The organism is Streptomyces sp. NPDC002324 (genome assembly GCF_053593335.1).
The window spans coordinates 278,497-302,133 of the sequence record NZ_JBSFCF010000006.1 but is presented as its reverse complement, the minus strand read 5'-3'; the positions used below and the strand labels follow the sequence as shown (position 1 = coordinate 302,133).

General features: G+C 70.3%; 23 protein-coding genes. 9 read left to right on the top strand and 14 right to left on the bottom strand.

The window, feature by feature from the left end:
* Positions 1 to 468: 468 nt before the first annotated feature.
* The 5 genes from ACWCRJ_RS12075 to mshD form a co-directional block, all read right to left on the bottom strand.
* Positions 469 to 1,449 carry an ABC transporter permease gene (locus ACWCRJ_RS12075; RefSeq protein ID WP_450939167.1) on the bottom strand — a complete coding sequence of 327 codons (981 nt, stop codon included), beginning with the start codon at positions 1,447 to 1,449 and terminating at the stop codon, positions 469 to 471.
* On the bottom strand, positions 1,446 to 2,450 hold the full coding sequence (locus tag ACWCRJ_RS12070; RefSeq protein ID WP_450939166.1) for an ABC transporter permease: 1,005 nt from the start codon (positions 2,448 to 2,450) through the stop codon (positions 1,446 to 1,448). The genes ACWCRJ_RS12075 and ACWCRJ_RS12070 overlap by 4 nt, the downstream gene beginning before the upstream one ends.
* The gene (locus tag ACWCRJ_RS12065) at positions 2,447 to 3,343 is read right to left on the bottom strand and encodes an ABC transporter ATP-binding protein (RefSeq protein ID WP_450939165.1); all 897 of its coding nucleotides are present in this window, start codon (positions 3,341 to 3,343) and stop codon (positions 2,447 to 2,449) included. Before ACWCRJ_RS12065 ends, ACWCRJ_RS12070 begins: the two co-directional genes overlap by 4 nt.
* A complete protein-coding gene (locus tag ACWCRJ_RS12060) occupies positions 3,340 to 3,780 on the bottom strand; it encodes a GntR family transcriptional regulator (RefSeq protein ID WP_450939164.1) in 441 nt (146 codons plus the stop codon). Before ACWCRJ_RS12060 ends, ACWCRJ_RS12065 begins: the two co-directional genes overlap by 4 nt.
* 140 nt (positions 3,781 to 3,920) lie before the next feature.
* Positions 3,921 to 4,862 carry a mycothiol synthase gene (mshD, locus tag ACWCRJ_RS12055; protein WP_450939163.1) on the bottom strand — a complete coding sequence of 314 codons (942 nt, stop codon included), beginning with the start codon at positions 4,860 to 4,862 and terminating at the stop codon, positions 3,921 to 3,923.
* Between the two features lie 331 nt (positions 4,863 to 5,193).
* Here mshD and ACWCRJ_RS12050 point away from each other — a divergent pair, with 331 nt between their 5' ends.
* Complete coding sequence (locus tag ACWCRJ_RS12050; protein WP_450939162.1) at positions 5,194 to 7,005, top strand: bifunctional metallophosphatase/5'-nucleotidase; 1,812 nt, start codon at positions 5,194 to 5,196, stop codon at positions 7,003 to 7,005.
* A 100-nt stretch (positions 7,006 to 7,105) separates the two neighbouring features.
* On the opposite strand, the gene ACWCRJ_RS12045 is transcribed toward ACWCRJ_RS12050, so the two are convergent.
* The 3 genes from ACWCRJ_RS12045 to ACWCRJ_RS12035 all read right to left on the bottom strand — a co-directional run bounded on the left by ACWCRJ_RS12045 (position 7,106) and on the right by ACWCRJ_RS12035 (position 8,719).
* Positions 7,106 to 7,966, bottom strand: a complete 861-nt coding sequence (locus ACWCRJ_RS12045) for a hypothetical protein (RefSeq protein ID WP_450939161.1) — start codon at positions 7,964 to 7,966, stop codon at positions 7,106 to 7,108.
* Positions 7,967 to 8,126: 160 nt separating this feature from the next.
* Positions 8,127 to 8,486, bottom strand: coding sequence for a hypothetical protein (locus ACWCRJ_RS12040; RefSeq protein ID WP_450939160.1), 360 nt, complete (start codon positions 8,484 to 8,486; stop codon positions 8,127 to 8,129).
* Positions 8,483 to 8,719 carry a hypothetical protein gene (locus ACWCRJ_RS12035; RefSeq protein ID WP_450939159.1) on the bottom strand — a complete coding sequence of 79 codons (237 nt, stop codon included), beginning with the start codon at positions 8,717 to 8,719 and terminating at the stop codon, positions 8,483 to 8,485. Before ACWCRJ_RS12035 ends, ACWCRJ_RS12040 begins: the two co-directional genes overlap by 4 nt.
* Positions 8,720 to 8,868: 149 nt before the next feature.
* Here ACWCRJ_RS12035 and ACWCRJ_RS12030 point away from each other — a divergent pair, with 149 nt between their 5' ends.
* The 4 genes from ACWCRJ_RS12030 (at position 8,869) to ACWCRJ_RS12015 (ending at position 12,610) form a co-directional block, all read left to right on the top strand.
* Positions 8,869 to 9,702, top strand: coding sequence for a helix-turn-helix domain-containing protein (locus ACWCRJ_RS12030; protein WP_359258000.1), 834 nt, complete (start codon positions 8,869 to 8,871; stop codon positions 9,700 to 9,702).
* The gene (locus tag ACWCRJ_RS12025; protein WP_390805726.1) at positions 9,699 to 9,899 is read left to right on the top strand and encodes a DUF397 domain-containing protein; all 201 of its coding nucleotides are present in this window, start codon (positions 9,699 to 9,701) and stop codon (positions 9,897 to 9,899) included. The genes ACWCRJ_RS12030 and ACWCRJ_RS12025 overlap by 4 nt, the downstream gene beginning before the upstream one ends.
* Positions 9,900 to 10,785: 886 nt before the next feature.
* The gene (locus ACWCRJ_RS12020; RefSeq protein WP_450939158.1) at positions 10,786 to 12,024 is read left to right on the top strand and encodes an AAA family ATPase; all 1,239 of its coding nucleotides are present in this window, start codon (positions 10,786 to 10,788) and stop codon (positions 12,022 to 12,024) included.
* Entirely contained in the window at positions 12,014 to 12,610 is a 597-nt protein-coding gene (locus tag ACWCRJ_RS12015) for a DUF4276 family protein (RefSeq protein WP_450939157.1), read from the top strand. The genes ACWCRJ_RS12020 and ACWCRJ_RS12015 overlap by 11 nt, the downstream gene beginning before the upstream one ends.
* An 85-nt stretch (positions 12,611 to 12,695) precedes the next feature.
* On the opposite strand, the gene ACWCRJ_RS12010 is transcribed toward ACWCRJ_RS12015, so the two are convergent.
* The 4 genes from ACWCRJ_RS12010 to ACWCRJ_RS11995 all read right to left on the bottom strand — a co-directional run bounded on the left by ACWCRJ_RS12010 (position 12,696) and on the right by ACWCRJ_RS11995 (position 16,560).
* Entirely contained in the window at positions 12,696 to 14,153 is a 1,458-nt protein-coding gene (locus ACWCRJ_RS12010) for a HAMP domain-containing sensor histidine kinase (protein WP_450939156.1), read from the bottom strand.
* The gene (locus tag ACWCRJ_RS12005; protein WP_450939155.1) at positions 14,150 to 14,884 is read right to left on the bottom strand and encodes a response regulator transcription factor; all 735 of its coding nucleotides are present in this window, start codon (positions 14,882 to 14,884) and stop codon (positions 14,150 to 14,152) included. Before ACWCRJ_RS12005 ends, ACWCRJ_RS12010 begins: the two co-directional genes overlap by 4 nt.
* A 142-nt stretch (positions 14,885 to 15,026) precedes the next feature.
* Positions 15,027 to 15,212, bottom strand: coding sequence for a hypothetical protein (locus ACWCRJ_RS12000; RefSeq protein WP_381199511.1), 186 nt, complete (start codon positions 15,210 to 15,212; stop codon positions 15,027 to 15,029).
* Between the two features lie 133 nt (positions 15,213 to 15,345).
* Positions 15,346 to 16,560 carry a S1C family serine protease gene (locus ACWCRJ_RS11995; protein WP_450939154.1) on the bottom strand — a complete coding sequence of 405 codons (1,215 nt, stop codon included), beginning with the start codon at positions 16,558 to 16,560 and terminating at the stop codon, positions 15,346 to 15,348.
* Positions 16,561 to 16,911: 351 nt separating this feature from the next.
* Between ACWCRJ_RS11995 and ACWCRJ_RS11990 the strand changes: the two genes are divergently transcribed.
* Positions 16,912 to 18,681, top strand: a complete 1,770-nt coding sequence (locus ACWCRJ_RS11990; RefSeq protein ID WP_450939153.1) for a trypsin-like serine protease — start codon at positions 16,912 to 16,914, stop codon at positions 18,679 to 18,681.
* 46 nt (positions 18,682 to 18,727) lie between these two features.
* Here ACWCRJ_RS11990 and ACWCRJ_RS11985 read toward each other — a convergent pair whose 3' ends face one another.
* On the bottom strand, positions 18,728 to 19,750 hold the full coding sequence (locus ACWCRJ_RS11985) for a LacI family DNA-binding transcriptional regulator (protein WP_450939152.1): 1,023 nt from the start codon (positions 19,748 to 19,750) through the stop codon (positions 18,728 to 18,730).
* Between the two features lie 94 nt (positions 19,751 to 19,844).
* The gene (locus tag ACWCRJ_RS11980) at positions 19,845 to 20,624 is read right to left on the bottom strand and encodes a response regulator transcription factor (protein WP_450939151.1); all 780 of its coding nucleotides are present in this window, start codon (positions 20,622 to 20,624) and stop codon (positions 19,845 to 19,847) included.
* Between the two features lie 215 nt (positions 20,625 to 20,839).
* Here ACWCRJ_RS11980 and ACWCRJ_RS11975 point away from each other — a divergent pair, with 215 nt between their 5' ends.
* The 3 genes from ACWCRJ_RS11975 (at position 20,840) to ACWCRJ_RS11965 (ending at position 23,422) form a co-directional block, all read left to right on the top strand.
* Positions 20,840 to 21,796 (top strand): alpha/beta hydrolase, encoded by a 957-nt coding sequence (locus tag ACWCRJ_RS11975; RefSeq protein ID WP_450939150.1) that lies wholly within the window; start codon positions 20,840 to 20,842, stop codon positions 21,794 to 21,796.
* A gap of 119 nt (positions 21,797 to 21,915) precedes the next feature.
* On the top strand, positions 21,916 to 22,170 hold the full coding sequence (locus ACWCRJ_RS11970) for a MoaD/ThiS family protein (protein ID WP_046917844.1): 255 nt from the start codon (positions 21,916 to 21,918) through the stop codon (positions 22,168 to 22,170).
* A 10-nt stretch (positions 22,171 to 22,180) separates the two neighbouring features.
* A complete protein-coding gene (locus tag ACWCRJ_RS11965; protein WP_450939149.1) occupies positions 22,181 to 23,422 on the top strand; it encodes a hypothetical protein in 1,242 nt (413 codons plus the stop codon).
* Positions 23,423 to 23,637 lie beyond the last annotated feature (215 nt).

Genomic DNA, 23,637 nt, shown 5'->3' with positions numbered 1-23,637 from the left:
GCACCATTCTTCCGCGCCGCGAGCATCACAGGCGCGTCGGACAGGGCCGGTGGGAGTGCGGGGAGGGGCGCGGAGGCGTTCGCGGCGTCGTTCTCGGCGATGTCGGCGTCGATACGGGCGACGACGTCGACCACGCCGACGACACCGGTGGCGTGGTCCGGGGCGACGGGCGCGGTCGCACGGGGGCCGTTCCCCGCGCTCTTCCCGTTGCTTGGGCCGTTGCGTGGGGGAGGCGAGGGCTCGGGCACGACGGGGTTCATTGCGGAAGCGTCGCAAGACCGTCTTAATCGCCGGTTACGGAGACCTTACGTGCGGGATAGCGCGGGGAGGCCCCCCGGTTCCGCGCGGACCTGCGCCGGGCCCCGGCGCACGCCGTTTCGCTGTCGCGCGCCGTTCACCTTCCGTACGCCGTCGGCACGCCCCTCCCCCCGTAGGAGGGGCGTGCCCGTTCGTGGTGGCCGCAGGCCGTCAGCGGGTGGTGCGGCGGCGCAGCAGCCAGAAGGCGGCGGCGGTGGCGAGGACGGCGACGGCCAGGATGACGCCGGTCATCATGAGGTGCAGGGGCCAGAAGTGGGAGGCCGGGTGCACCTCGGCGTACAGATCGGTGAAGCCCTTCCCGCTCATGCACCGGGTGTAGTCGATGTCGGCATCGGCGTCGAAGCAGGTGAGGTCTTCGACGCGGGCACCGGAGGCGGTGATCGCGCCCAGCTGCAACTGGTCCGCCGTCATCGGCAGCCGGCTGGCGTCGGTGCCGGTGAGGGTCGTCGAGGGCCACAGTTCGTCGTACCGCACGTCGAGCCACGCGTGGAACGCGACCATGAAGCCGAAGGCCACGGCCAGCGCGGGCAGCGCCCGCCTGAGGGCGAGGCCCGCCAGGGCGCCGACGGCCAGTGCGCACAGGGCGTACGCCAGGACCGCGGGGCCGCGGTTGAGGAAGGGGTCGGTGTAGTACCACTCGTCGCCGCGCAGGCCCCGGTCCGAGGACCAGGCCCAGCGGTAGACCAGCACCAGGACCGTGATGCCGGCGGTCAGCGCGACGGCGGGCACCGCGAGCTTGACGGTGAGCCACCGGACCGGGGTGACGGACTGGGTCCAGGCCAGCTGGGCCGTGCCCCGCTCCAGCTCACGGCCGGTCAGTGAAGCCCCGGCCCAGGCGGCCACGGCGTAGGAGGAGTAGGCGATCAGGGCATCGACCCAGCTCATGCCCAGGGAGTAGCCGAAGCTCGATTCGAGGTCGATGCAGCCGCCCTCCACCTTCCGGCAGGCAGCCTCCTCGGCGCGTACCTCCGCACCGGTGACGTAGTGCAGCCAGAGCATCCACCCGACCATGAGCAGCACGTACGCGCTCCAGACCAGCAGCGCCGGGCGGTGCAGGCGCCACACGGTCCAGGTCAGGCCGCCGCGGGGGGTGGGTGTCTCGCCGGGTGCGGTGACGGTCGTCGTGCTCATACGGCTCCTCCCGTACGGCGGCGCAGCAGGCGGAAGGCGGCCCAGACCAGCACGGTGGTGACGGCGAGGATGATGCCGGTCTCGACGAGCTGGAGGGGCCAGAAGTGGGAGGAGGGGTGGTAGTCGGCGTAGAAGGCGACGGCGCCGTCCTGGTCGCAGGATGTGCCCTCGCACGTCAGGTCCGAGACGCGCTCGCCCGTGCTGGTGACGAAGCCGCGGTCGACCAGCTCGCCCGTCCAGTTCCGGTTCGGTGACGTGGAGACGTGGCTCGCGGTGGGCCACAGCAGGTGGCGGTTGGACTGGAGGACGGCCGCGAGGGCGGCCGTTCCGGCGAGGCCGACGCCGAGCGCGGGAAGCGAGCGGCGGATCAGCAGGCCCGCGAGAACACCGACCGCCAGACCCAGCAGGGCGTACGCCGTGGCGACCGTGCCGTGACCGGTGAAGGTGGAGAACTCCCACCAGTCCCTCGCCCCCAGCGCCTGTCGCAGCCGCTCCTCCCGCGACCACACCAGCCGGTTCAGCAGGGTCAGCAGGCCCGTCCCCGAGACGATCACGGCGGCCGGGAGCGCCAGCTTGGCGGCGAGCCAGCGGGCCGGGGTGACGGACTGGGTCCAGGCCAGATGCGCCGTGCCGCTCTCCAGCTCACGGGCGATCAGGGCGCCGCCCGCCCAGGCACCGATCAGGGCGGGGGCGACGGTGAGGACCGTGGAGCCCAGGTTGACGGGCGTCCCGTAGCGGGAGTACGCGGGGCCTGTCACGCAGAGGCCGGTCGGCGTGCAGCCCCTCCTGACGTACTCGGTCCAGGCGGCGTCGATCCCCGGTCCGGCGGCCCACAGGAGCCCGCCGCCGACGAGGATCACCAGCAGCCCCCAGAACCAGAGCGCAGACCGGTGCACACGGAACGTGGCCCGGACGAGACCGCGGACGGGGGTCATGGCCGGGGACGGGTTCGGCCGCTCCGCGCGGGCGGTTCCGACGGTCTCGGTGGTCGTGGTGCTCATACGGCCGTCTCCCGGGTCTCGGAAGGCTCGTCGAGCGTGAGTGCCGGCGCCTGAGGCGCCCTCAGGTGGGCGAGGACCAGCTCCTCCAGGGTCGGCTCGGCGCTCTGCCAGCCGGGGCCGACGGGGCCCTGCGGGCGGATGAGCGCGGTGAGCTGACGTCCCGTCGTGCGGGACTCGACGACGGTGTGCGGGGCGAGGTCGCCGGCCGGGCCGGTGACCAGGGTGTGCGCGGCGAGGATCTCCTCCAGCGGGCCCGCGAGCCGGACGCGCCCCGCGCCGAGCAGGAACAGGTGGTCGCAGGAGCCCTCCAGTTCGGCCACCACGTGCGAGGACATGACAACCGTGGTGCCGTGCTCGGCGGCGTCCGCGAGCAGGGTGCCCATCAGCTGGTGCCGGGCGAGCGGGTCGAGGTCGGCCATCGGCTCGTCCAGGAGCAGCAGTTCGGGCCGCTTGCCGAGCGCGAGGGCGAGCGCGACCCGGGTGCGCTGGCCGCCGGAGAGGGAGCGGATCTTGGCATCCCGGTCCAGCCCGCCCTCGTCCACCACCCGCCCGGCGACGGCCGCGTCCCAGCGCCCGGGGTTCAGCTCGTGGCCCACTTGCAGGGTCTCGCCGACGGTGAGCTGCGGATACAGGGGCTTGTGCTGGGCGACGTACGCGATGCGCTCGCGGGCCGCGGCCGGGGTCGTGCCCAGCACGCTGACGGCGCCCTCGGTGGGGCGGAGCAGCCCGGCCGCGTGGGCCAGGAGCGTCGACTTGCCCGCGCCGTTCGGTCCGACGACCGCGCACACCCGTCCCCTCGGCAGCCGCAGCGTGCAGTCGCGCAGCGCCCAGCCCCCCTGCCGCCACCCGAACTTCTTGCCGAGCGCGGCCGCCTCCATAGCGGTCCCCGTCATACGTCGTCCCCCTGATCCTTCTGGTCTCGCCGGTCGTGGCGGTCCTGCCGGTCCTGCCGGTCCTTGGTGAACTGTTCGTCCAGTACGGAGGTGAAGTGGGCCGCCACGTCGTCCCGTTCGAGCCCGGCCTCCCGGGCCCGTACCGCCCAGGCGTCCAGCTCGGCCCGCAGCGGGGAGTCGGCCGGGGCGCTGCCCAGGGACTTCCGTACGAACGTGCCGAGGCCGCGGCGGGCCTCGACCAGACCCTCGCGCTCCAGCTCGCGGTAGGCCTTCAGCACCGTGTTCGGGTTGATGGCCGTGGCCTCCACGACCTCACGGGCCGTGGGGAGCTTGTCGCCGGGCTCCAACAGGCCCAGCCGCAGGGCCTGTTTGGTCTGCTGGACGATCTGCACGTAGGTGGCGACACCGCTGCGCCGGTCGATGCGGTACTCGACCACTCGACAACCACCCTTTCACTAATTGAGTAGTGAAAGGGTGGTGCAAGAGAGGGGGCGATGTCAACAACACCGCCCCCAGCCTGTGGAGAACTCCGGGTGTGTCAGGATCCGATGCGGTACATCGGGTCCGTCGGGATACGTCAGGTTTCGCTGCGGTACATCAGGTCCGTCTCGTACGTCACGAAGCCCAGCCGCTCGTACACGGTCACCGCCGCCTTGTTGTCGGCGTCGACGTAGAGCATCGCGGTGGGCAGGCCCTGGGCGGCGAGGTGGCGCAGGCCGATCGTGGTGAGGGCCTTGCCGAGGCCGCCGCCCTGGGCGCCGGGGCGGACGCCGACGACGTAGACCTCGCCGAGCTGTTCGGCGGCGTGTGCCTTGGTCCAGTGGAAGCCGACCAGTTCGGTGCCGCCCTCGCCGTGCCGCTCGGCCAGGAAGAAGCCCGCCGGGTCGAACCAGGGTTCGGCCTTGCGGTCGTCGAGGTCGCGTTGGGTGAGGGAGCCCTGTTCGGGGTGGTGGGCGAAGGCCTCCGCGTTGGCGGCGAGCCAGGCCGCGTCGTCCTCGCCGGGGACGAAGGCGCGGACGGTGACACCCTCGGGGAGGACCGGCTCGGCGGGGTCGAAGTCGGTCAGGGAGCGGCGCATCTGGCGCAGTTCGCGGAAGAGGGTGAGGCCGAGGACCTGGGCGAGGTGGCGGGCGGCGGAATGGCCGCCGTGCGCCCAGACACGCAGACGCTTGCCGGACTCGGCCAGCAGGGCGGAGCCGAGGGCCCGGCCGTGGCCGTGGCCCCGGTGGGAGGGGTGGACGAGCAGCTCGGCGGCGGGTGCCTCGACCGGGTCGTTGTCCTCCAGCTGGGCGTAACCGACCAGGTCCTCGCCGACGCTGAGGAGGAGGTGGCGTACGCCTTCCCGGGGGCCGCCGCGGAGTTGGAGGCGGCCCTGCTCGGACACCGCCTGCTGGCCGTCCACCTGGGCGGCCTCGTCCAGCAGGGCGAGGACGGCGTCCTTCTGGGCGGCGGTCAGGTCCGGGCGGGTCTCGATGCTGCGGGCGGCTGAGCCGGGCCGGGCGATGTCGTCGCTGGTCATGGATTCGAGGTTAACCGCGGGGTGGGCCAGGGGGGTGCCCACGAGCGCCGTTGCTTCCCGTTGTCGCGCGGCAGTCGGCGTGGCGGCGGCGTGGCGGCGGCGCGGCAGCGGCTCGGCCGCGGCTTGAATGTGGCTGCCCGCGTCCCGCCGCGAAGCCGCGGAAGTGGGGTTCCGGCGCCCCCATACATGCCGTTTCGTTCGTACTCCTCCCTGACGGCAACCAGGTCGTAACCATGAACCCCCTGTCGCGCTACGCGCGTTGACCCTACGCTTCGGGCCGACGGGGCCTGTTCTCACGTTTTCCTTACTTCTCACGAATCCAGGGGGGCATATGTCAGCCACACCCCAAGCGCAGCGCCGCAGGGGCCGCCGCAACCGGATCCTCGCCGCCGCGGCCGGCCTGGCGACCGTCGGGGCGCTGGCCGCCGCGATGCCGGCGAGCGCCGGTGAGGCGCCGTCGCACAAGCCCGGCAAGAACAAGCCGCGGTACCAGGACGTGCAGCTGCTGTCGTTCAACGACCTGCACGGCAACCTGGAGCCGCCGGCCGGCTCCTCGGGCCGGGTGACCGAGCTGCACGAGGACGGTACGACCACGACGATCAACGCCGGTGGTGTCGAGTACCTGGCCACGCACCTGCGGGACGCCCGCAAGGCCAACAGCAAGTTCTCGATCACGGCCGCCGCGGGTGACATGGTCGGTGCCTCCCCGTTGATCTCGGGCCTCTTCCACGACGAGCCCACCATCGAGGCGCTGAACGGGCTCGAACTCGACGTCACGAGCGTCGGCAACCACGAGTTCGACGAGGGCCCCAAGGAGCTGCGCCGTCTGCAGAAGGGCGGCTGCCACAAGGTCGACGGCTGCTACGTCGACGGCAAGAAGTTCAAGGGCGCCGACTTCCCGTACCTCGCGGCGAACGTCATCGAGGAGAAGACCGGCAAGCCGCTCCTGAAGCCCTACTGGGTGTGGAAGAAGAACGGCGTCAAGATCGGCTTCATCGGTGTGACGCTGGAGGACACCCCCGGTGTCGTCTCCGCCGAGGGCGTCAAGGGCCTCAAGTTCAAGGACGAGGTCGAGACGATCAACAAGTACGCCAAGGAGCTGGAGGGCCAGGGCGTCAAGTCGGTCGTCGCGCTGATCCACGAGGGTGGTCTCCCCGCCTCGCAGTCGTACAACTACGACTGCGACTCGCCCGGTGCCGGTGACGGCATCTCGGGTCCGATCGTCGACATCGCCAAGAACATCACCCCGAAGGTCGACGCCGTCGTCACGGGGCACACGCACGCCGCGTACGCCTGCACCATCAACGACCCGGCGGGCCAGCCCCGCATGGTCACCTCGGCCGCGTCCTTCGGCCGTCTCTACACCGACACGACGCTGACGTACGACCGTCAGACCAACGACATCGCCCGTACGGCCGTGAAGTCCGCGAACCACGTGGTCACCCGGACCGTCCCGAAGGCCGCCGACATGACGGCCCTCATCAGCAGGTGGAACACGCTCGCCGCCCCCATCGGCAACCGCACCATCGGCTACATATCCGGTGATGTGGCCAACGTGGGCACGGAGACGCCGATGGGTGACCTCATCGCCGACGCGCAGTACTGGTACGGCAAGACGCTGGACCCCGAGGTCGACCTCGCGCTGATGAACCCCGGTGGTGTGCGCGCGCCGCTCACCTACGCGGCCAAGGGCACCGAGGGCGACGGCGTGGTGACCTACGCCGAGGGCTTCACCGTCCAGCCGTTCTCCAACACGGTCAACCTGCAGGACTTCACGGGTGCCCAGATCATCCAGGTCCTCAAGGAGCAGGTCAGCGGTTCGAACGCCGCCGCGCCGAAGGTGCTGCTGCCGTCGTCCGGTCTGACGTACACGCTCGACCTCACGAAGGCCGGCGCCGACCGCGTCGTCGTCGGCACCATCAAGCTCAACGGTGCCGCCATCGACCCGAACGCCACCTACCGCGTCGCCACCAACAGCTTCCTCGCGGGCGGCGGCGACGGCTACCCGACGCTGGGTCAGGGCACGAACGACCTGGTCGGCGCGGACGACCTCGCCGCGCTTGAGCAGTACCTGCTGGCCAACTCCTCGGCGAGCAGCCCGATCGCGCCCCCGGCCGCCGACCGGATCACGATCATCAAGTAGCCACCCGTCCCGCGGGCCGCTCACAAAAGGTTCCCCGCGCCCTCTTGGGGCGCGGGGAACCTTTTGTGTCACCGACGAGGCGTGCGGGCGGGCGGCAGCCTCACCTGGCGCAGGTCTTCGGGTCCAGCTTCTGCTCCCACTTGTCCTCGCGGCCGTCGGGCTGGCCGTTGGGCAGGAGCTTGTCGGAGGTGCCGTCGATGTAGTAGCCGTACGAGTAGATCGTGCGGTAGGAGCGGTTGCGCCAGGTGTGCACGGTCTTCTCGCCGTTGCCCTTGTTCCAGGAGTAGTCCTCGACGTAGAAGATCGGGTTGACGCGGACCACGCGCTGGAACGGCGTCCACGTCACGGCGATCTGCGTGCACGGCGGGATCGCCTTCTCGCTGCGGCGCTCGAAGCTCGACGACTTCTCCCAGCCCCACTCGTACGAGAAGCTGCCGCCCGCGCTGCCGGAGAAGATGCTCTTGGCCACGGACAGGCTGATCTCCGCGCCGACGCTCTTCTTCGCGAACGTCTTGGTGCTGTAGCTGCTGACGAACGTCTCCTTGTCGGCCTGGGACCCCCGGTTGCCGATCCAGGGGGAGGTGCGGACGGCGGCGCCCGTGGTGGACCACGTCGACGCCTGCGCGTTGCCGCACCAGCCGCGGAAGGTCTCCCAGTCACCGGCCGGCACCCACAGGCCGACGACGTCCCGCAGGTACTCGTCGCGCGTCTTGAACTGGCCGGTTCGGACGTTGAGGGCCCCGTACACGCCCGTCAGGCTCGTCCTCTGGCCGCAGAGCCGCTCGATCATCGAGTCGGTGTTGCCGGGGTCCACGCCCCGGATGTTCGTGGCGCCGCCGGGCCCGGTGGCCGCCTGCGCGGAGCCGGTGCCCGCCAGGACGCCGGACACGGCCAGCGCGGTGGAGGCGGCGACGAGGGCGCCCCTCTTGAGAGTTGCCTTGACCTTGAGTGCGGTTCGCATTGCTGTGCGCTCCTACTGCTCTACGCCGGCGTCGGCAGCCACCGGTTCTGTCGTCTGGGGAACGGAAGAACTCGAAGAACTCACCGGTAGCGAACACGACCGACCTCACAGCGGCGTCAGAGCGTCCTCAGACCCCACTCAGAAACATGTCACGAACACGTCACGCAAGATCCGCGGGCTCGACGTGGCCGGGGGTGTGGGCAGCGGGATCCGCGCGCCGGTCCTCGCGGCCAGGGGCCGTCCACGCCGATCCGCCACCCCTGCTGACCGCGATCCGCAGCACGTCCTCCAACGACTCCACTGCCCGCGTCAGCGCGAACCGCACCGCCCGCTCCCCGGCCGCCGCGTCCCCCAGTACGGCCCTGCTCCCGGCCAGCACCGCTTCCGCCGACCCGAGTTGGGACACCTCCACGCTGTCCGCGAGGAGGGAGAGGGGGCCGGGGTGGGCGGTGTCCGGGTCCAGGTAGCAGGGCTTGCCGTCGGGGGTGGTCCACGGCAGCAGACGCAGTCCGTCCCTCATGCGGGGACCTCGATGCGGTGGTAACCGAAGACGTCGTGGCTGTACAGCTCCTCCGCGCTGAGCACGTAGGGCCGTACGAGGGTGTCGTAGCGCTCGAAGGGCCAGATGTCGTCGGGCCGGTGGGGTGGGGGAGCAGGGGCGGGTTCCGTCGGCTCCTCCGCCTCGGGCGGCGGTGGACCGGGCGCGGCCCGGCGGAGCAGTGCCTCGCAGAGCCGGACGAGGAGTGCGCGCATGCCGGTGCCTCAGCTTTCGTCTCAGGGTTTTTTCAGGGTCGTCCTGATGAGCGGTGATGACCGTTCGTGTCCTGATCGTCACGGACGGGTCCTACGCTGCGGAAGGGGGTCGGCGTTGTCTGGCGCCCCAGACAACGGTGAGGGGTGACATGGGCGAACTGGTTGACGTACAGGACGAGTCGGGGCGTGTCGCGCTGGGGCGGACCCTGCTTCTGCTGCGCGAGAAGGCGGGCAAGACGCTGACCCAGCTGGCGTCGGAGACCTCGTACGACAAGAGCTATCTCTATCGCCTGGAGAAGGGGGAGAGGCTCTCCAAGCGGGCGGTGATGGAGGACCTGGACACGTACTACGGGTCGGGTGGCCTGCTGGTTCGCCTCTGGCGGGACGCGCGCAAGGAGGTGATCAAGGACAAGTACAAGGCGTTCATGGAGCTGGAGGCGACGGCTCGGGTCATGTGGATGTTCCAGCTCGCGGTGCCTGGGCTGTTGCAGACGGAGGAGTACGCGCGCACGGTGTTGTCTGGGTTGTCCAGAGCCCAGACAACGGCAGGCAACAGAGAGGAGATCGAGGAACAGGTGGCGGCGCGCATGGGACGGCAGGAGTTGCTGTACCGCGAACCGGCGCCCAGCATCCGCGTGATCCTGGATGAAGGGGCCGTGCGGCGGCCTGTTCCCGATGCGCAGGTGTGGGCGGATCAGCTGTCCCGGCTGGTGGAGGCAGCCGAACTGCCCTCCGTAGCTCTGCAGGTGCTGCCCTATGCGGCGGGCGTGCACGATGTCATGAACAGCCACCTCACGCTGCTGTGGCAGCGAGTGGGTGAGCCCGTCGCCTACGTCGAGGGCAACGGGATCGGCGAGTTGATCGAAGATCCGGACAGGGTTCTGTCCTTCCGCTTGTCCTACGATCTCGTCCGGGACGCGGCACTGACTCCGGAGCAGTCGACGGCGTTCATCAAGGGCCTTTTGGAGGAGTCCAGATCATGAACGGAACCCACGACCTCAGTGCCGCTGGCTGGCGCAAGTCGTCCTACAGCGACGGCGGCCAGACGAACTGCCTCGAAGTCGCCGACAAGATCCCCGGCATAGTCCCCGTCCGGGACAGCAAGGCCCCGGACCGTCGTCCGCTCCTGTTCACCGCCGGGGCCTGGTCCGCCTTCGTCGAGGGCGTCGCGGCGGACTGAGCACCTTCGGGTGAATGCGGGCCGGAACGGTGCGCCCCCGGCCCTACGGTGAGTCCATGGCAGAGACCACCACCATCCAGGTGTCCAAGCAGGCCCGTGGTCATCTCGCCCAGGTGGCCGAGGAACGCGGTATGACCTTGGCCGGCTGATCGAGCAGCTGGCCAAGGAGCAGCCGACGGCGCAGCAGATCACGGAGCGGGTCGCGGCTGATCGCAAGGTGGTCCACGAGGTGATCGGCGTCGACATCAGTGACGAGGAGTTCGACCGGGCTCCCGACGTGCTGGGCAACATCCAGAGGATCGCCGCGGAGAAGGCCCGCGAGGCGCGAGACAAGGCTGCATGATCATTCTGCAGACCGGGGCCACGCGCGCCCTTGCCGGGGCCACAAGACACTGAACATCCTCGCCCGGGAACATGGCACGCACACCCGGTGATCTCCTGCGATCCCGTCCCTCTGTCTTATGCAGGCGCAGTCGGAGGACGCGGGGCGGCGGGTGCGCGCGTTCTCGTCGGTCGTCGTCGATGACCTGGGTATGGCGGCCTCGATCACCGTAGGAGGCATGATCCGGGACGGCTACGGCGGGCCAGACACCTGCCGCGCCCTCTACTGCGCTTTGCCGCGCCCGGGGGTTCACGGGAGTGTCGATCCTGCTCACAGACCGCGAACAGAACCATCCCCCGGCGTGGTCACCGTCGACATCGACTCCCCTGGATTGCTCGGCTTCCACTGAGGCTCGCCAGGAGCGGCCATGATGTAGACCGCACAGCTTGCCGAGAGGGAGTGTTGGGCGTAGCGACGGGTGGCGATGCGAACCTCGGCTGACGCGGCACTAGTGTGATGGCTGTGTATACCCATTCATGAACCTGCGGTGCGTGAGGAGCAGGAGTGATCACCCGGATCGAGATCGACGGCTTCAAGACGTTCGACGATTTCTCACTCGACGTGCCGCCGTTCCTGGTCCTGCTGGGTGCGAACGGCTCTGGCAAGTCCAACCTGCTGGAAGCGGTGGTGCTGCTGGGGCGGCTGATGAGGGACCCACGTGGCCAGACGCTTGTGCGCTACGCAAGAAGGGGTGGGCCTCGGGAACTGTTCCGACGAGGGCCGCGTGGTGACTTGGTCGACGAGATGAAGCTGAGCGCGAACGTGCTGGTTCGGACCCCCAACTGGGGGCCGGTACACGTCCGTGTTGTTGCGACCGTCAGCCACAGCGAGACGCCGGAGCGCTTGCACGTGCGCGTGGACCGCACCCCTATCGGCAGTGAAGGGCTGGATCTGCCACGGCATGTCGCGGACCAGATCGAGGAAAACGTGCTTCACCTACTTCACCGGTTCCCCGACGATCCGGATCCGGTGAAGCAGAACGAAGCCGAGCGCGAGGTCTACGGTGCTGTTGCTCGTGCTACAGACGGGTGGCGCATCCTCGACCCCTCACCTGACGCCATGCGTCACCCGGCCGATGCCTACGACTCCGATCCCCTCACCGAGGACGGACGCAATCTGGGCGCAGTGCTCGGTCGCTTGTGGGGCGGGGAACCGGACCTGAAGTCCGACTTCGAGGCTGACGTTGCAGCGGTTCTCCCTGATATTCGTGAGATCGATGTGGTCCGGGACGAGCATCAGGCTGTGTGGGAGATCTGGATCCAGCACAAGAACGAGCCGAAGATGACGCCGCGCGTCGTCTCCGGCGGAACACTTCGCATGCTTGCCCTGCTCGGTGCGGCACATGACCCTGACCACTCCGGTGTCCTGATGCTGGAGGAACCGGAGAACGGACTGCATCCGAGCCGCGTCCCGAGGCTTTTGGAACGGCTGAGGAGGCGTGCGACGGAACTGTCATCTGTCGAACGTCCGGAGTGGTACGGCGATTCAGAGGTGGGCAACGGTGGCCGGCTTCGCCAGATCCTCGTGACCTCCCACTCCCCTGTCGTCTTGGCTGCTCTTCGTGAAGAGTCGCCGCACAACGTCGTCTTCCTCGACACGGTCACCCGCGTGGGCGGCGGGCAGGCGCCGACAAGGCTCACTCGCGCTCGTACGGTCGCTGCGAACGGCGAACGCGGGACCTACGTCACCCCCATGGAAGTACGCCAGTACCTGGACCCGGTGGGGTACGCGCGTGGGACGTAGATATCTGAACATTGCCCTGCTCACGGAGGGCGAGAGCGACCAGTGGTTCCTGCGTCCGCTCATCGACCGCCAGGTGGAGGACCTGGAATCTGACGCGACGGTCGGATTCGACTTCGGAGGAACCGTTCGCGGTGAGTGCTTCACCGTGTCGCAGCGCGAACGGGTCGTCGCGGAAGTCATGTCACTCCTCAAGGAGATGGACCTCGTGATCATTCACCACGACTACAACGAACAGGGCAAGATTGACGCTGTGAGGTCAGGCCTGACGGATCCGGCCTTGGCCGAGAGGGTCATCGGAATCGTCCCGGTACGGGAGACCGAGGCATGGATGCTTGCCGACCCGGCAGCCCTACCACATGGTCCCGCCACTGAAATTCGGAAGACAGTGCGGTCGCCTCGTGACGTTCACAAGGTAGCGGATCCCAAGAAGGCCTTGGCTCAGGCGTTCGGGCCGAGACATCAGCCCGAATACGACTTCGACCTGCTGGGCCAGAGGGTTTCCTTGGGCGTGTTGCGTCAGGTCCCCGCGTACGCTCGATGGGTCGATGACCTTCGTACGGCGATGAAGCACTCGCGTTTCCTATAAGCCCGCCTTCGACGAGGCGCGCGCCGAGTTGGTCGTCGCGAAGGACCCGTACTTCCGGGGGATGTCTGGCAGGAGGCCGACCCGCCTACACGCCCTCCGGTGGAGGCGTAGCCGCACCCGGCACCCGTACCGTCGCCAGTGTGCCGCCGCCGTCCGCGCGGGACAGGGACACCTCGCCGCCCGCCTGTTCGACCGTGCGGGCCACGATGGACAGGCCCAGGCCCGAACCCGGCAGGGCCCGCGCGCCGGGGGAGCGCCAGAAGCGGTCGAAGACGTGGGGGAGTTCGTCGGCGGGGATGCCGGGGCCGTGGTCGCGGACCAGGAGGACACCCTCGTCCAGGGAGACCTCGATCGTGCCGCCCTCGGGGCTGAACTTCACCGCGTTGTCGAGGATGTTGACGATGGCCCGCTCCAGGGCGGACGGCTCGGAGCGGACGTACCAGGGCTGGAGGTCCGCCGTGATCGTCAGCTCGGGGCCGCGCAGCCGGGCCCGGCGCAGAGCCGCCTCCACGGTCTCCTGGAAGTCGACCACCTGGAGATGCCGGCCGCCCTGCTGACCCGCCTCCGAGCGCGACAACTCCTGCAGGTCGCCTATCAGCGCGGCCAGTTCGGTCATCTGGGCCGTCACCGAGGCGAGCAGGGCCTTGCGGTCGTCCGCCGGGATGGGGCGGCCCGTCTCCTCGCTGCGGGTGAGGAGCTCGATGTTGGTCCGCAGGGACGTGAGGGGCGTACGGAGTTCGTGGCCGGCGTCCGCGATCAGCTGTCGCTGCAGCTCGCGGGAGCTGGCGAGGGCGCTCGTCATGGAGTTGAAGGAGCGGGACAGGCGGGCGATCTCGTCCTCGCTCCTGTCCTCCACGGGAATGCGGATGCCCAGGTCCTCGGTCCGTGCCACGTGCTCGACCGCCTCGGTGAGCTTGTCGACCGGGCGCAGACCCGCACGGGCCACGGCCAGACCGGCCGCTCCTGCGCCGACGACGCCGATGCCGGAGACGAGGAGGAGGATGAGGGCGAGGTCGTTGAGGGTGGACTGGGTCCCCTTGAGGGGGAGCGCGACGACGATCGCCGCGTTGGACGTCTCCCCGGTGGTCTGGTCGGTGAGGGTCACCGGCGTGGTCATGATCCGGACGTCGACACCTTCCGAGTCGGTGCCGTTGCGGTAGAGGGTGAGATCACGCTCTGTGTCGCTGACGATCTCCTCGTCGTCCTGGCTGACGTTCACCAAGCCCGCGGAGAAGGGCAGGACGCAAGGCGTTCCGTCCTCCAGGACCACCTGGAAGTAGGTGTTCTGGGGGCCCTGGCGGCCGTCGTTCTCCGCCGGGATCTGCTTGCAGGAGTTGACCGCCTGTTCGGCCGCGTTCCGCATCATCCCCATGCCCACGGACTTCTTCAGATCATCGTTGAGCTGCTCGTACAGCTTCCCCTGCACGATGAACCAGCACGTCACCGAAACCGCCGCCACCGCGAACGCCACGGCCGCCGCGACCAGCATCGACAACCGGGCACGGATCGGCAGGGACCGGTAGCGGCTCAGGAGCTTTCTCACTCCGCGCCGCCCTGGCGCAGGACGTACCCGACACCCCGCACGGTGTGGACGAGCCGAGGCTCGCCGCCCGCCTCGGTCTTGCGGCGCAGGTACATGACGTACACGTCGAGGGAGTTGGAGGACGGCTCGAAGTCGAAGCCCCAGACCGCCTTCAGGATCTGCTCACGCGTGAGGACCTGGCGCGGGTGCGCCATGAACATCTCCAGCAGCGTGAACTCCGTACGGGTCAGCTCCACCGGGCGCACCCCCCGCGTGACCTCGCGCGTCGCCAGGTCCATCCGCAGGTCCGCGAAGGTGAGCGCCTCGTCCACCTCGGCGGTGCCGGCCTGGGCGGCGGCGTACGTGCTGCGGCGCAGCAGCGCGCGGACCCGGGCGAAGAGTTCGTCCAGTTCGAACGGCTTGACCAGGTAGTCGTCCGCACCGGCGTCGAGGCCGGTGACACGGTCGCCGACCGTGTCGCGGGCCGTGAGCATCAGGATCGGGGTCGTGTCGCCCGCGCCGCGGATCCGGCGGGCGGCGGTCAGCCCGTCCATCCGGGGCATCTGGACGTCGAGGATCACCAGGTCCGGCTTGTACGCGGTCGCCTTCTCCAGCGCGTCCGCGCCGTCGACGGCGACCTCGGTGCCGTAGCCCTCGAAGGCGAGGCTGCGCTTGAGGGCGTCGCGCACCGCCGGCTCGTCGTCGACGATGAGGATGCGCTGGGGTTCGGGGGCGCCTTCGGCGGGGCTCATGGTGGTGTCGTTCCTCGGGTGCGGTGGTGGACGGGGCCGGGGCGCCGTAGGGGTGCTCGCGCGGTGCCGGGTACGTCGTGGCCGGTGGCTCGGTGCCGCCCTAGCCTTGCACGTCCCCTGGTCGCGCAGTAGCCCGTGCGGATCAGCCGCGAACCGTACGGCGGTGCGGTCGCGCGACCGTGGTGCGGCGGGCGGTGCCTCGGGCGGCGGACGCCACCTCGGGTGCCCGGGTCACCGGAGCGTGCAGCTCGGCGGCCACCGCGAGGGCGAGGCCCAGTCCGGCCGGGTCGCCGGCGCTCTCCACGTCGTGCGAGATCTGCGTGATCATGTCGAACTCCTTGGACTGCACGGGACTGCACGGGACTGCACGGGACTGCACGGGACCGCGCGGGACTGCACGGGGCCGTATGGGGGCTGGGCGGGACTCGACGGGACGCCTGCTTGATCGGGAGCGCCGGACCTCAGTCCGAGCCGCCGGCCCGCAGCGTGCTCAGGTCGGCCTTGACCGTGTTGACCGGGATCGCGAAGCCGAGGCCCACGCTGCCGGCGCTGGAGGAGGAGGCGTCCGCGGCCGAGTACATGGCGGAGTTGATGCCGATGATGTTGCCGTTCATGTCGATGAGGGCGCCCCCGGAGTTGCCCGGGTTCAGCGACGCGTCCGTCTGGAGCGCCTTGTACGTCGTCGTCGACGAACCCGTGTCACCGTTGAACTGCTGCCCGCCGAACTCGAACGGCCACTGCCCGCCGCCACCGCCCTGCTGTTGCTGCCGGCCCTGGCTCTCGTCCGTCGACACCGTCACGTCGCGGTTCAGGGCGGAGACGATGCCGCTGGTGACCGTGCCGGTCAGGCCCTCGGGGGAGCCGATCGCCACGACCTGGTCGCCGACCTTGACGCCGGCGGAGTCGCCCAGCGTGGCGGTCTTCAGCCCGGAGGCGTCGCGCAGCTTGATGAGAGCGAGGTCCTTCTTGCTGTCGGTGCCCACGACCTCGGCCGCGTAGGTCTTGCCGTCGCTCGTCGACACCTTGATCTGGGACGCGCCGGCGATGACGTGGTTGTTGGTGACGATCTCACCGTCACTGGTGATGATCACACCGGAACCGGTGGACTCACCCGCGTTCGAGCTGGCGTTGATCTCCACGATGCTCGGGCTGACCGCCTTGGCCACCCCGGAGACCGTGCCCTTCTGGCTGGTGGGCACCACGTTCGTGCTGGTGGAGCTGGACGCCACGGTGTCCGTGCCGGTCAGCTCCTGGATGCCGTACGCCGTACCGCCGCCGATCGCCGCCGCGACGAACGCCACGGCCGCCAGCAGCACGATCGGACCCCGGGCCCGCCTTCTCGACGCGGACGCCGATCCGGGGGCGGCGGCGGAGGCGGAGGAGCCCGGCTCGGTGGGGAGCGCGGCGGGAGCGCCGTACGCCGATGCCGATGCCGATGCCGATGCCGATGCCGATGCCGATGCCGACGCGGGGTCGTACGCCGGCGGAGGCGGCCACTCCGGGTTCACCGGGTGCACCGGGTTTCCCGGGTGCACCGGGTTCCCCGGCGCGGAGGCGGGCTGCTGCTGGAGGTACGCGGGCTGCTGCTGGGTCTCGCCCGTGGCGTACCCGGAGTGCTGCTGCTGACCCTGGTAGGGGTTCTCGTACTCGCCGCTGCGGCGGAAGCTCTCGGTCATGACTCAGAGCGTGCCGCCCGACCATGAGACGTTCCTGAGTGCTCCCTGAGAACCCCACCAGAACCTCGTTCGCCCCATATAAAGGCGCCGGGGCCCCGCAGGCATGGGAAACAAGGGGTTGCCGTGGGGTGATGCCACGGAACGCGACATCCGAATACTTGTCTGGTTCCTGTGAATTTGATGTCCGGTGGGACTTACGAGGCCTACGATCACCCAGCCGGAGGGGGGCTCCGCCAGCACTGGCCTGTGTGTTCGAGGTGGTCGGCGTCGTACGCCCCTTCTCGGGTCGGGGCGTCCCACGACACCCACACCCACCCACCTTCCCCACACTGACCCACCCAGGAGCCCTGAGTGATACGTGCCCTCAAGGCACTTCCCGCAGCCGCCCTCGCGCTCGCGTTGAGCGGGGCGGGCGTCCTCGCGGCGCAGCCCGCGACGGCGGCCGACGAATCGTCCCGGCCCACCGTCACCCTCGACCGGCCGGCCGCGCCCGAGGCCTCCCCCAAGGAACTCCGCCAACGTGTGATCAAGGCGGCGGAGGAGCAGGCGGAATCGTCGGCCGAAGGCTCCACCGAGCGGTCGGCCGAGGCGTCCGGCAACGACGCCCCGCCCTCCTCCCCGTCCCCGTTCATCATCGGCGGCAGTGAGACGACCATCTCCGCCGCGCCCTGGATGGTCCAGCTCGCTTACTACGACGCGGCGACCGACGAGGGCTTCTTCTGCGGCGGCACCCTGGTCGCCCCCAACAAGGTCCTCACGGCCGCCCACTGCGTCGCCGGCGCCGACTGGGCGGCGAACGGCACGGTCCTGGCCGGCACGACCGACCTGTACGACGACACGACCGGCACGGTCGCGGGCGTCCTGCGCCAGTGGCAGCACCCGAAGTACGACGCGGACGCCATCAGGAACGACATCGCCGTCCTCACCCTGGACCGCCCGCTGGAGCAGAAGCCGCTACGCCTGGCCGCGTCCGACGACAGCGCGCTGTACACCCCCGGCACCCAGGGCACGGTGTACGGCTGGGGCCTGACCGGCGGCGGCGAGGACGCCCAGCTGTCCGCGAAGCTGAAGAAGGCGACGCTGCCGCTGGTCAAGGACGCGACCTGCGACAGCGCCATGAAGTCGGTCCTCGGCACGGACTACTTCGCCGAGGGCTCCATGGTCTGCGCCGGCACCCCCGCCTCCGGCGGCGACGCGGGCACCACGAGCACCTGCAACGGCGACTCCGGCGGCCCCCTGGTCGTCGGCGGCAAGGTCGTCGGCATCGTGTCGTGGGGCGTCTCGGGCTGCACCGCCAAGGGCGCCTACCCGGTCTTCACCAAGGTCTCCGCGTACACCTGGGCCGCCCAGCCCCGGATCGACGACACCGACCTGACGTACGACGGCCGCGCCGACCTCCTCGCCCGCACGCCCTCCGGCAACCTCTTCCAGCAGAACAGCAAGGGCACGTCGCTCACCGCGCGGGTCTACCAGAGCAACGGCTGGCAGAACGCGAGCTGGGGCATGCAGGCCGACCTGGACCGGGACTTCTACCAGGACCTGATCATCCGGGACAAGAACGACGGCAAGCTGTACCGCAGCTACATGAACCACTCCACCTGGGCCTGGACCTGGATGCAGATCAGCTCGGTCTGGGGCGGCTACGCGTCGTACGCGATCCCCGGTGACATGACCGGCGACGCGCTCCCCGACCTCCTCGCCCTCGACGCGGACGGCTCGGTCTACCTCTACCCGGGCAAGGGCAACGGCCAGTTCACCGCCAAGATCCGTGTCGTGAACAAGGCATGGAAGGGCGCCAAGCTCCTCGGCCGGGGCGACCTCTCCGGCGACGGCAAGCCCGACCTCCTGGTCCGCTTCCCCGACGCCACGCTCTCCCTGTACAAGGGCACCGGCAAGGCCTCGACCCCCTGGTCCCCGCGCATCAAGGCGCGCACCGGCTGGAAGTTCACGTCCTACGTCACCAACGGCGACGTCAACGGTGACGCCGTGGCCGACGTCATCGCCCGTGACTCCGACGGCACCCTGTGGCTCTACCCCGGCACCAACAAGGCCTCGACGTCCCTGTTCGCCACCCGGGTCAAACTGGGCACGGGCTACAACCAGTACAACGCGCTGTTCTAGGCCGCGCCCTACGGCACCACACGCACGGCGAGCACCCGCACCCGGACTACCCGCACCCGCACGACCGTCGAGCCACCAGCGTCGACGGAAACAGCTTCACCCGCTCGCGACGGGATCCGGCGACCCGGATTCCGTCGTCGAGCACCAGGTCCACCGCCGCCCGCGCCATCCCCGTACGGTCCGTCGCTATCGTCGTCAGCGGCGGATCGGTCAGCGCCGCCTCCTTGACGTCGTCGAACCCGGCGACGGCCAGCTCGCCCGGCACCTCGATGCGCAGCTCGCGCGCGGCCCGCAGCACACCGATCGCCTGGTCGTCGGTGGAGCAGAAGATGGCCGGCGGCCGCCCCGGCTCCGCCAGCAGCTTCAGCGCGACCTGGTACGCGTCGTACCGGTTGTAGGGGGCCTGGAAGAGCCGGCCCTCGGTGGGGATACCGGCCTCGTCCATCGCGCGCCGCCAGCCCTCCACGTGGTCGGAGACGGGGTCGCCGACGAGCGGGGTCTCGGCGATACCGCCCAGACAGGCGACGTAGTCGTAGCCGTGCGAGAGGAGATGCTCGACGGCGAGCTTCGCGCCGCCGATGTCGTCGGTCACCACGGCCACGTCGTCGATCGCCTCGGGCCGCTCGTGCAGGAGCACAACCCGGGCGTCCCAGGCCTCTATCTCGGCGGCGGCGTTGTCGTTGAGGGCGTGGCTGACGAGGATCAGCCCCGAGACGCGCATCCCGAGGAACGCCCGCAGATAGTGGACCTCGCGCTCGGCGACGTAGTCGGAGTTCCCGACGAGGACCATCTTGCCGCGCTCGGCCGCCGCCTGTTCGACAGCGTGCGCCATCTCGCCGAAGAACGGCTGACGCGCGTCCGGGACGATCAGGCCTATCAGCTCGGTGCGCCGCGAAGCCATCGCCTGCGCGACCCGGTCGGGCCGGTACGACAGTTCCTTGATAGCGGCGAGGACACGCTCGCGCGTGGCCGGGGCGACCGGCCGGGGTCCGTTGTTGATGACGTAGCTCACGACGGCGGTCGACGTACCCGCCAGTCTTGCCACGTCATCCCGAGTCACCTTGGCCACGCGCGGAGTCTACGCGGATGGATCGCCGCTGGGCAGGGCGTACGCCGGCAGACCCGGGGGTTACCAGCGCGTACGTCGCCCGGCGGGATCGCCATTACGCCTCGGCCGCGATCTCGACGGCGTCCAGGGGCGCCGTCTCGTCCGCATCCGCCGCCTTTGAGGAGGCCGCCCTGCCCTTGGCGTCGTCGGCCGTGCGCTCCACCTTCTCGGGCGTAACGAATCGATAACCGACGTTCCGGACCGTCCCGATCAGCGACTCGTGCTCGGGACCGAGCTTGGCGCGCAGCCGCCGTACGTGGACGTCGACCGTCCGCGTACCGCCGAAGTAGTCGTAGCCCCAGACCTCCTGGAGCAGCTGGGCGCGGGTGAAGACACGGCCCGGGTGCTGCGCGAGGTACTTCAGGAGCTCGAACTCCTTGAAGGTGAGGTCGAGGACGCGGCCCTTGAGCTTGGCGCTGTAGGTCGCCTCGTCCACGGAGAGGTCGCCGTTGCGGATCTCCATGGGGGAGTCGTCGTTGACGATCTGCTGCCGGCCCATGGCCAGCCGCAGGCGGGCCTCCACCTCGGCGGGGCCGGCGGTGTCGAGCAGGACGTCGTCGATGCCCCAGTCGGCGGTGACGGCGGCGAGGCCGCCCTCGGTCACGACGAGGATGAGGGGGCAGCCGGGTCCGGTGGAGCGGAGCAGCTGACACAGGCTGCGGACCTGCGGGAGGTCACGGCGGCCGTCGATCAGGATGACGTCCGCGCCGGGGGTGTCGACGAGGGCGGGGCCTTCGGCCGGGGCCACGCGCACGTTGTGCAGCAGCAGCCCGAGGGCCGGAAGCACCTCCGTGGAAGGCTGGAGGGCGTTGGTCAGGAGCAGCAGAGAACTCATACGTCTGGTTCCTCCTCGGTCCCTGCGAGGACGTGTGTGGCACTGCGCGTCACCGCGATCTCGAATGCGGTGCCGCTCAGTGTTCTGCTCTGCGATCCCGGGGCCCGTACACCTGCGGTCACCTGGTGTTTCCCGCTCGTATACAACGCTTCCGAAAGCACAAAAGGACCCGGGGGCGACATTGCCCGAGTCCTCTGTCCAGCAGAATAGCCCACATGAGTGCTGGTCCGGCAGGTGATGTGACGCGATCTTTCGGCATTCCGAACTCTGAGACGGCCGGTCGAACGACTTCGCGGCCGCCCCGAACCCCTTTGCGCAGGTTTCTGCGCACTGACGACGGGGTGAATATCGAGGCTGTATACGACCCGAAAGCCGTTGTATACAAGGGCTCGGACGACCGCTCGGACGACACCGGAACTCCATCCCCCGGCCAGCTGGCCGTCGTCGTCGCACACGGCTTCACGGGTGACGCCGACCGTCCACATGTTCGGAGGGTGGTGGCCGCGCTCGCCCGGTACGGGTCCGTCGTCACTTTCTCCTTCCGCGGCCACGGACGGTCCGGCGGCCACTCCACGGTCGGCGACCGCGAGGTGCTCGATCTCGCGGCGGCGGTCCGCTGGGCCCGCGAACTCGGGCACGAGCGCGTCGCCACGGTCGGGTTCTCCATGGGCGGCTCGGTCGTCCTGCGCCACGCCGCCCTGCCCGACGGCTCCGACCGCCGGGACGGCTCCGACCGCCCGGAGGGCTCCGACCGCCCGGAGGCCTCCGGTCACTTCGGCAGCCCCGACGCGGTGGTGTCCGTCAGTGCCCCCGCCCGCTGGTACTACCGGGGCACGGCCCCCATGCGCCGTGTCCACTGGCTGATCACCCGCCCCGAGGGCCGCCTGGTCGGCCGCTACGGCTTCCGCACCCGTATCCACCACCGAGACTGGAACCCCGTCCCCCTCTCCCCGGTCGAATCCGTCCCGCTCATCGCCCCGACCCCGCTCCTGATCGTCCACGGCGACAGCGACGGCTACTTTCCGACCGATCACCCCGAAATGCTGGCGGCAGCGGCGGGCGAGAACGGCGAGTTGTGGCTGGAACGGGGGATGGGGCACGCGGAGAACGCGGCGAGCGGGGAATTGCTGGGGCGGATCGGGGAGTGGGTGGTGACCGCGTGCCCCCGGTAGCGCCGCCCGAGGGACCGGGGAGGCCGCGCGCCGCCGAGCGCCCGCTCACCCGCGGTTTCCCCACCGCGCCGACCGCCCCGTAGCCTGATGCCCGTCACGACTAATACAGAGGAACGCAGATGCCAAAGGGCACCGTCCGCTACTGGGCCGCGGCCAAGTCCGCAGCCGGCCTCGCCGAGGAGCCCTACGACGCGGCCACCCTCGCGGACGCCCTGAACGCGGTCCGCGACCGACACCCCGGCGAACTCGCCCGCGTCCTGCGGCGATGCTCGTTCCTCGTCGACGGCGACCCCGTGGGCACCCGCGCCCATGAGACGGTACGTCTGGCCGAGGGCGGCACGGTCGAGGTGCTTCCGCCGTTCGCAGGAGGGTGACCCCCACATCATGAGCAACCAGCCGTACGGGTACGAGGGCCACCAGGGCTACGACGAGTACCAGCAGCCGCCGCAGCAGTACGGGGCCCAGGCGCCGCAGCCCGAGTGGCAGGGCTACGACGAGAGCCAGGCCGCCCACGCCCAGCAGTACACCCAGCAGTGGGAGGGCCAGACCTGGGAGACCCAGATCCAGCCCCAGACCCCGCCGGCCGCCCCCGCCCACCTCACGGAGACGGCGTACCTGCCCCCGCAGACGGACGGCCCGAGCGGGCAGTACGCGCAGCAGGGACAGTACGGGCAGCAGGGGCAGCAAGGTCCCTATGACCAGCACGGGCAGCACGGGCAGCACGCGCCGCGGACATCCCCGCAGATGCCTCAGCCTCCGCAGGCACCCGCGCAGACGCCCGCGCAGACGCCTGCCCAGGCATCTCCGCAGGGTCAGCCGCGGACGCCCGAGCCGGGTTACGGCCCGCCCACCCTCACCGGCAACACCCGGGTCACCGACGCCCAGCGGGCGCGGGCCGAGGGACGGTCGCCGATCATCGAGCCCGGGATGCAGCCGGCGCTGATCACGGCCGTCCTGGGCCTGCTGCTGGCCGGTGCGGCGGCGATCGGTGAGTACGCCCTCGCCGTGCCGCTGGTGATCCTCCAGGCCGTGACCGCGGCGGGCTGGTTCCGGCTGAACGGCATGTGGCCGGCCCGGCAGGGCATCGTGCTGGCGTTCGCCGGCGCCCTCGCGGCGGACGCGGCGCTGTTCGTGGCCGGGCGGGAGCACGCGCCCGCCGCGATCCTCGGGACTCTCGGCGTCTGGGTGCTGCTCAGCATCGTGCTCGGGCTGCGCAGCCACGCGGATCCGGACGAGCGGATGTACGGGCTGATGGCGACGGTGGCCTCGGCCGCGCTGTCGATCATCGCGACCGGCTATCTGGCGGCCGTGGCGGACGCGGTGACCGTGGGCGGGGTCGCGGTGGCGGTGGCCGTGCTGGCCCGCGCCCTGCCGCTGCCCACGCCGGCCTCGGTGATCGTGTCCCTGCTGGCGGCGGCCGGAGCGGGCATCGCCGTCGGCGGTGCGACGGATCTCGGTACGTCCGGTGCGTTGCTCGGTGCCGGGGCGGGTCTGTGTGCGCTCATCGGGCACCGGGTCGCCGCGTACGACTACCCCTCGCGTTTCGTCCACTTCACCGCGGGGGTGGCCCTGCCGCTGACGGCCGCGGCCCCGGCGGTGTACCTCCTCGGCCGCGCACTGGTCTGACCCCGCGAGCCGCGGCCGCGGGCCGGTGGGGGCTTGTCGCGCAGTTCCCCGCGCCCCTGTAAGGCCAGGGGCTGCGCCCCTTGCTCGGGGGTGGCGGGCGCTTGCCTACGAGTGCGGGCCGGTGGGGGCTGGCCGCGCAGTTCCCCGCGCCCCTAAAAACCCCAGGCCCCGCGCCTTGGAAACCCAGCCCCCGGGCCCCTAAGAACCCCGGGCCC

Coding starts and splice junctions, on each gene's coding strand:
- ACWCRJ_RS12075 (WP_450939167.1), bottom strand. CDS start 1,449: ATGAGCACGACGACCGTCACCGCACCCGGCGAGACACCCACCCCCCGC.
- ACWCRJ_RS12070 (WP_450939166.1), bottom strand. CDS start 2,450: ATGAGCACCACGACCACCGAGACCGTCGGAACCGCCCGCGCGGAGCGG.
- ACWCRJ_RS12065 (WP_450939165.1), bottom strand. CDS start 3,343: ATGACGGGGACCGCTATGGAGGCGGCCGCGCTCGGCAAGAAGTTCGGG.
- mshD (WP_450939163.1), bottom strand. CDS start 4,862: ATGACCAGCGACGACATCGCCCGGCCCGGCTCAGCCGCCCGCAGCATC.
- ACWCRJ_RS12050 (WP_450939162.1), top strand. CDS start 5,194: ATGTCAGCCACACCCCAAGCGCAGCGCCGCAGGGGCCGCCGCAACCGG.
- ACWCRJ_RS12045 (WP_450939161.1), bottom strand. CDS start 7,966: ATGCGAACCGCACTCAAGGTCAAGGCAACTCTCAAGAGGGGCGCCCTC.
- ACWCRJ_RS12040 (WP_450939160.1), bottom strand. CDS start 8,486: ATGAGGGACGGACTGCGTCTGCTGCCGTGGACCACCCCCGACGGCAAG.
- ACWCRJ_RS12035 (WP_450939159.1), bottom strand. CDS start 8,719: ATGCGCGCACTCCTCGTCCGGCTCTGCGAGGCACTGCTCCGCCGGGCC.
- ACWCRJ_RS12030 (WP_359258000.1), top strand. CDS start 8,869: ATGGGCGAACTGGTTGACGTACAGGACGAGTCGGGGCGTGTCGCGCTG.
- ACWCRJ_RS12025 (WP_390805726.1), top strand. CDS start 9,699: ATGAACGGAACCCACGACCTCAGTGCCGCTGGCTGGCGCAAGTCGTCC.
- ACWCRJ_RS12005 (WP_450939155.1), bottom strand. CDS start 14,884: ATGAGCCCCGCCGAAGGCGCCCCCGAACCCCAGCGCATCCTCATCGTC.
- ACWCRJ_RS12000 (WP_381199511.1), bottom strand. CDS start 15,212: ATGATCACGCAGATCTCGCACGACGTGGAGAGCGCCGGCGACCCGGCC.
- ACWCRJ_RS11995 (WP_450939154.1), bottom strand. CDS start 16,560: ATGACCGAGAGCTTCCGCCGCAGCGGCGAGTACGAGAACCCCTACCAG.
- ACWCRJ_RS11980 (WP_450939151.1), bottom strand. CDS start 20,624: ATGAGTTCTCTGCTGCTCCTGACCAACGCCCTCCAGCCTTCCACGGAG.
- ACWCRJ_RS11975 (WP_450939150.1), top strand. CDS start 20,840: ATGAGTGCTGGTCCGGCAGGTGATGTGACGCGATCTTTCGGCATTCCG.
- ACWCRJ_RS11970 (WP_046917844.1), top strand. CDS start 21,916: ATGCCAAAGGGCACCGTCCGCTACTGGGCCGCGGCCAAGTCCGCAGCC.
- ACWCRJ_RS11965 (WP_450939149.1), top strand. CDS start 22,181: ATGAGCAACCAGCCGTACGGGTACGAGGGCCACCAGGGCTACGACGAG.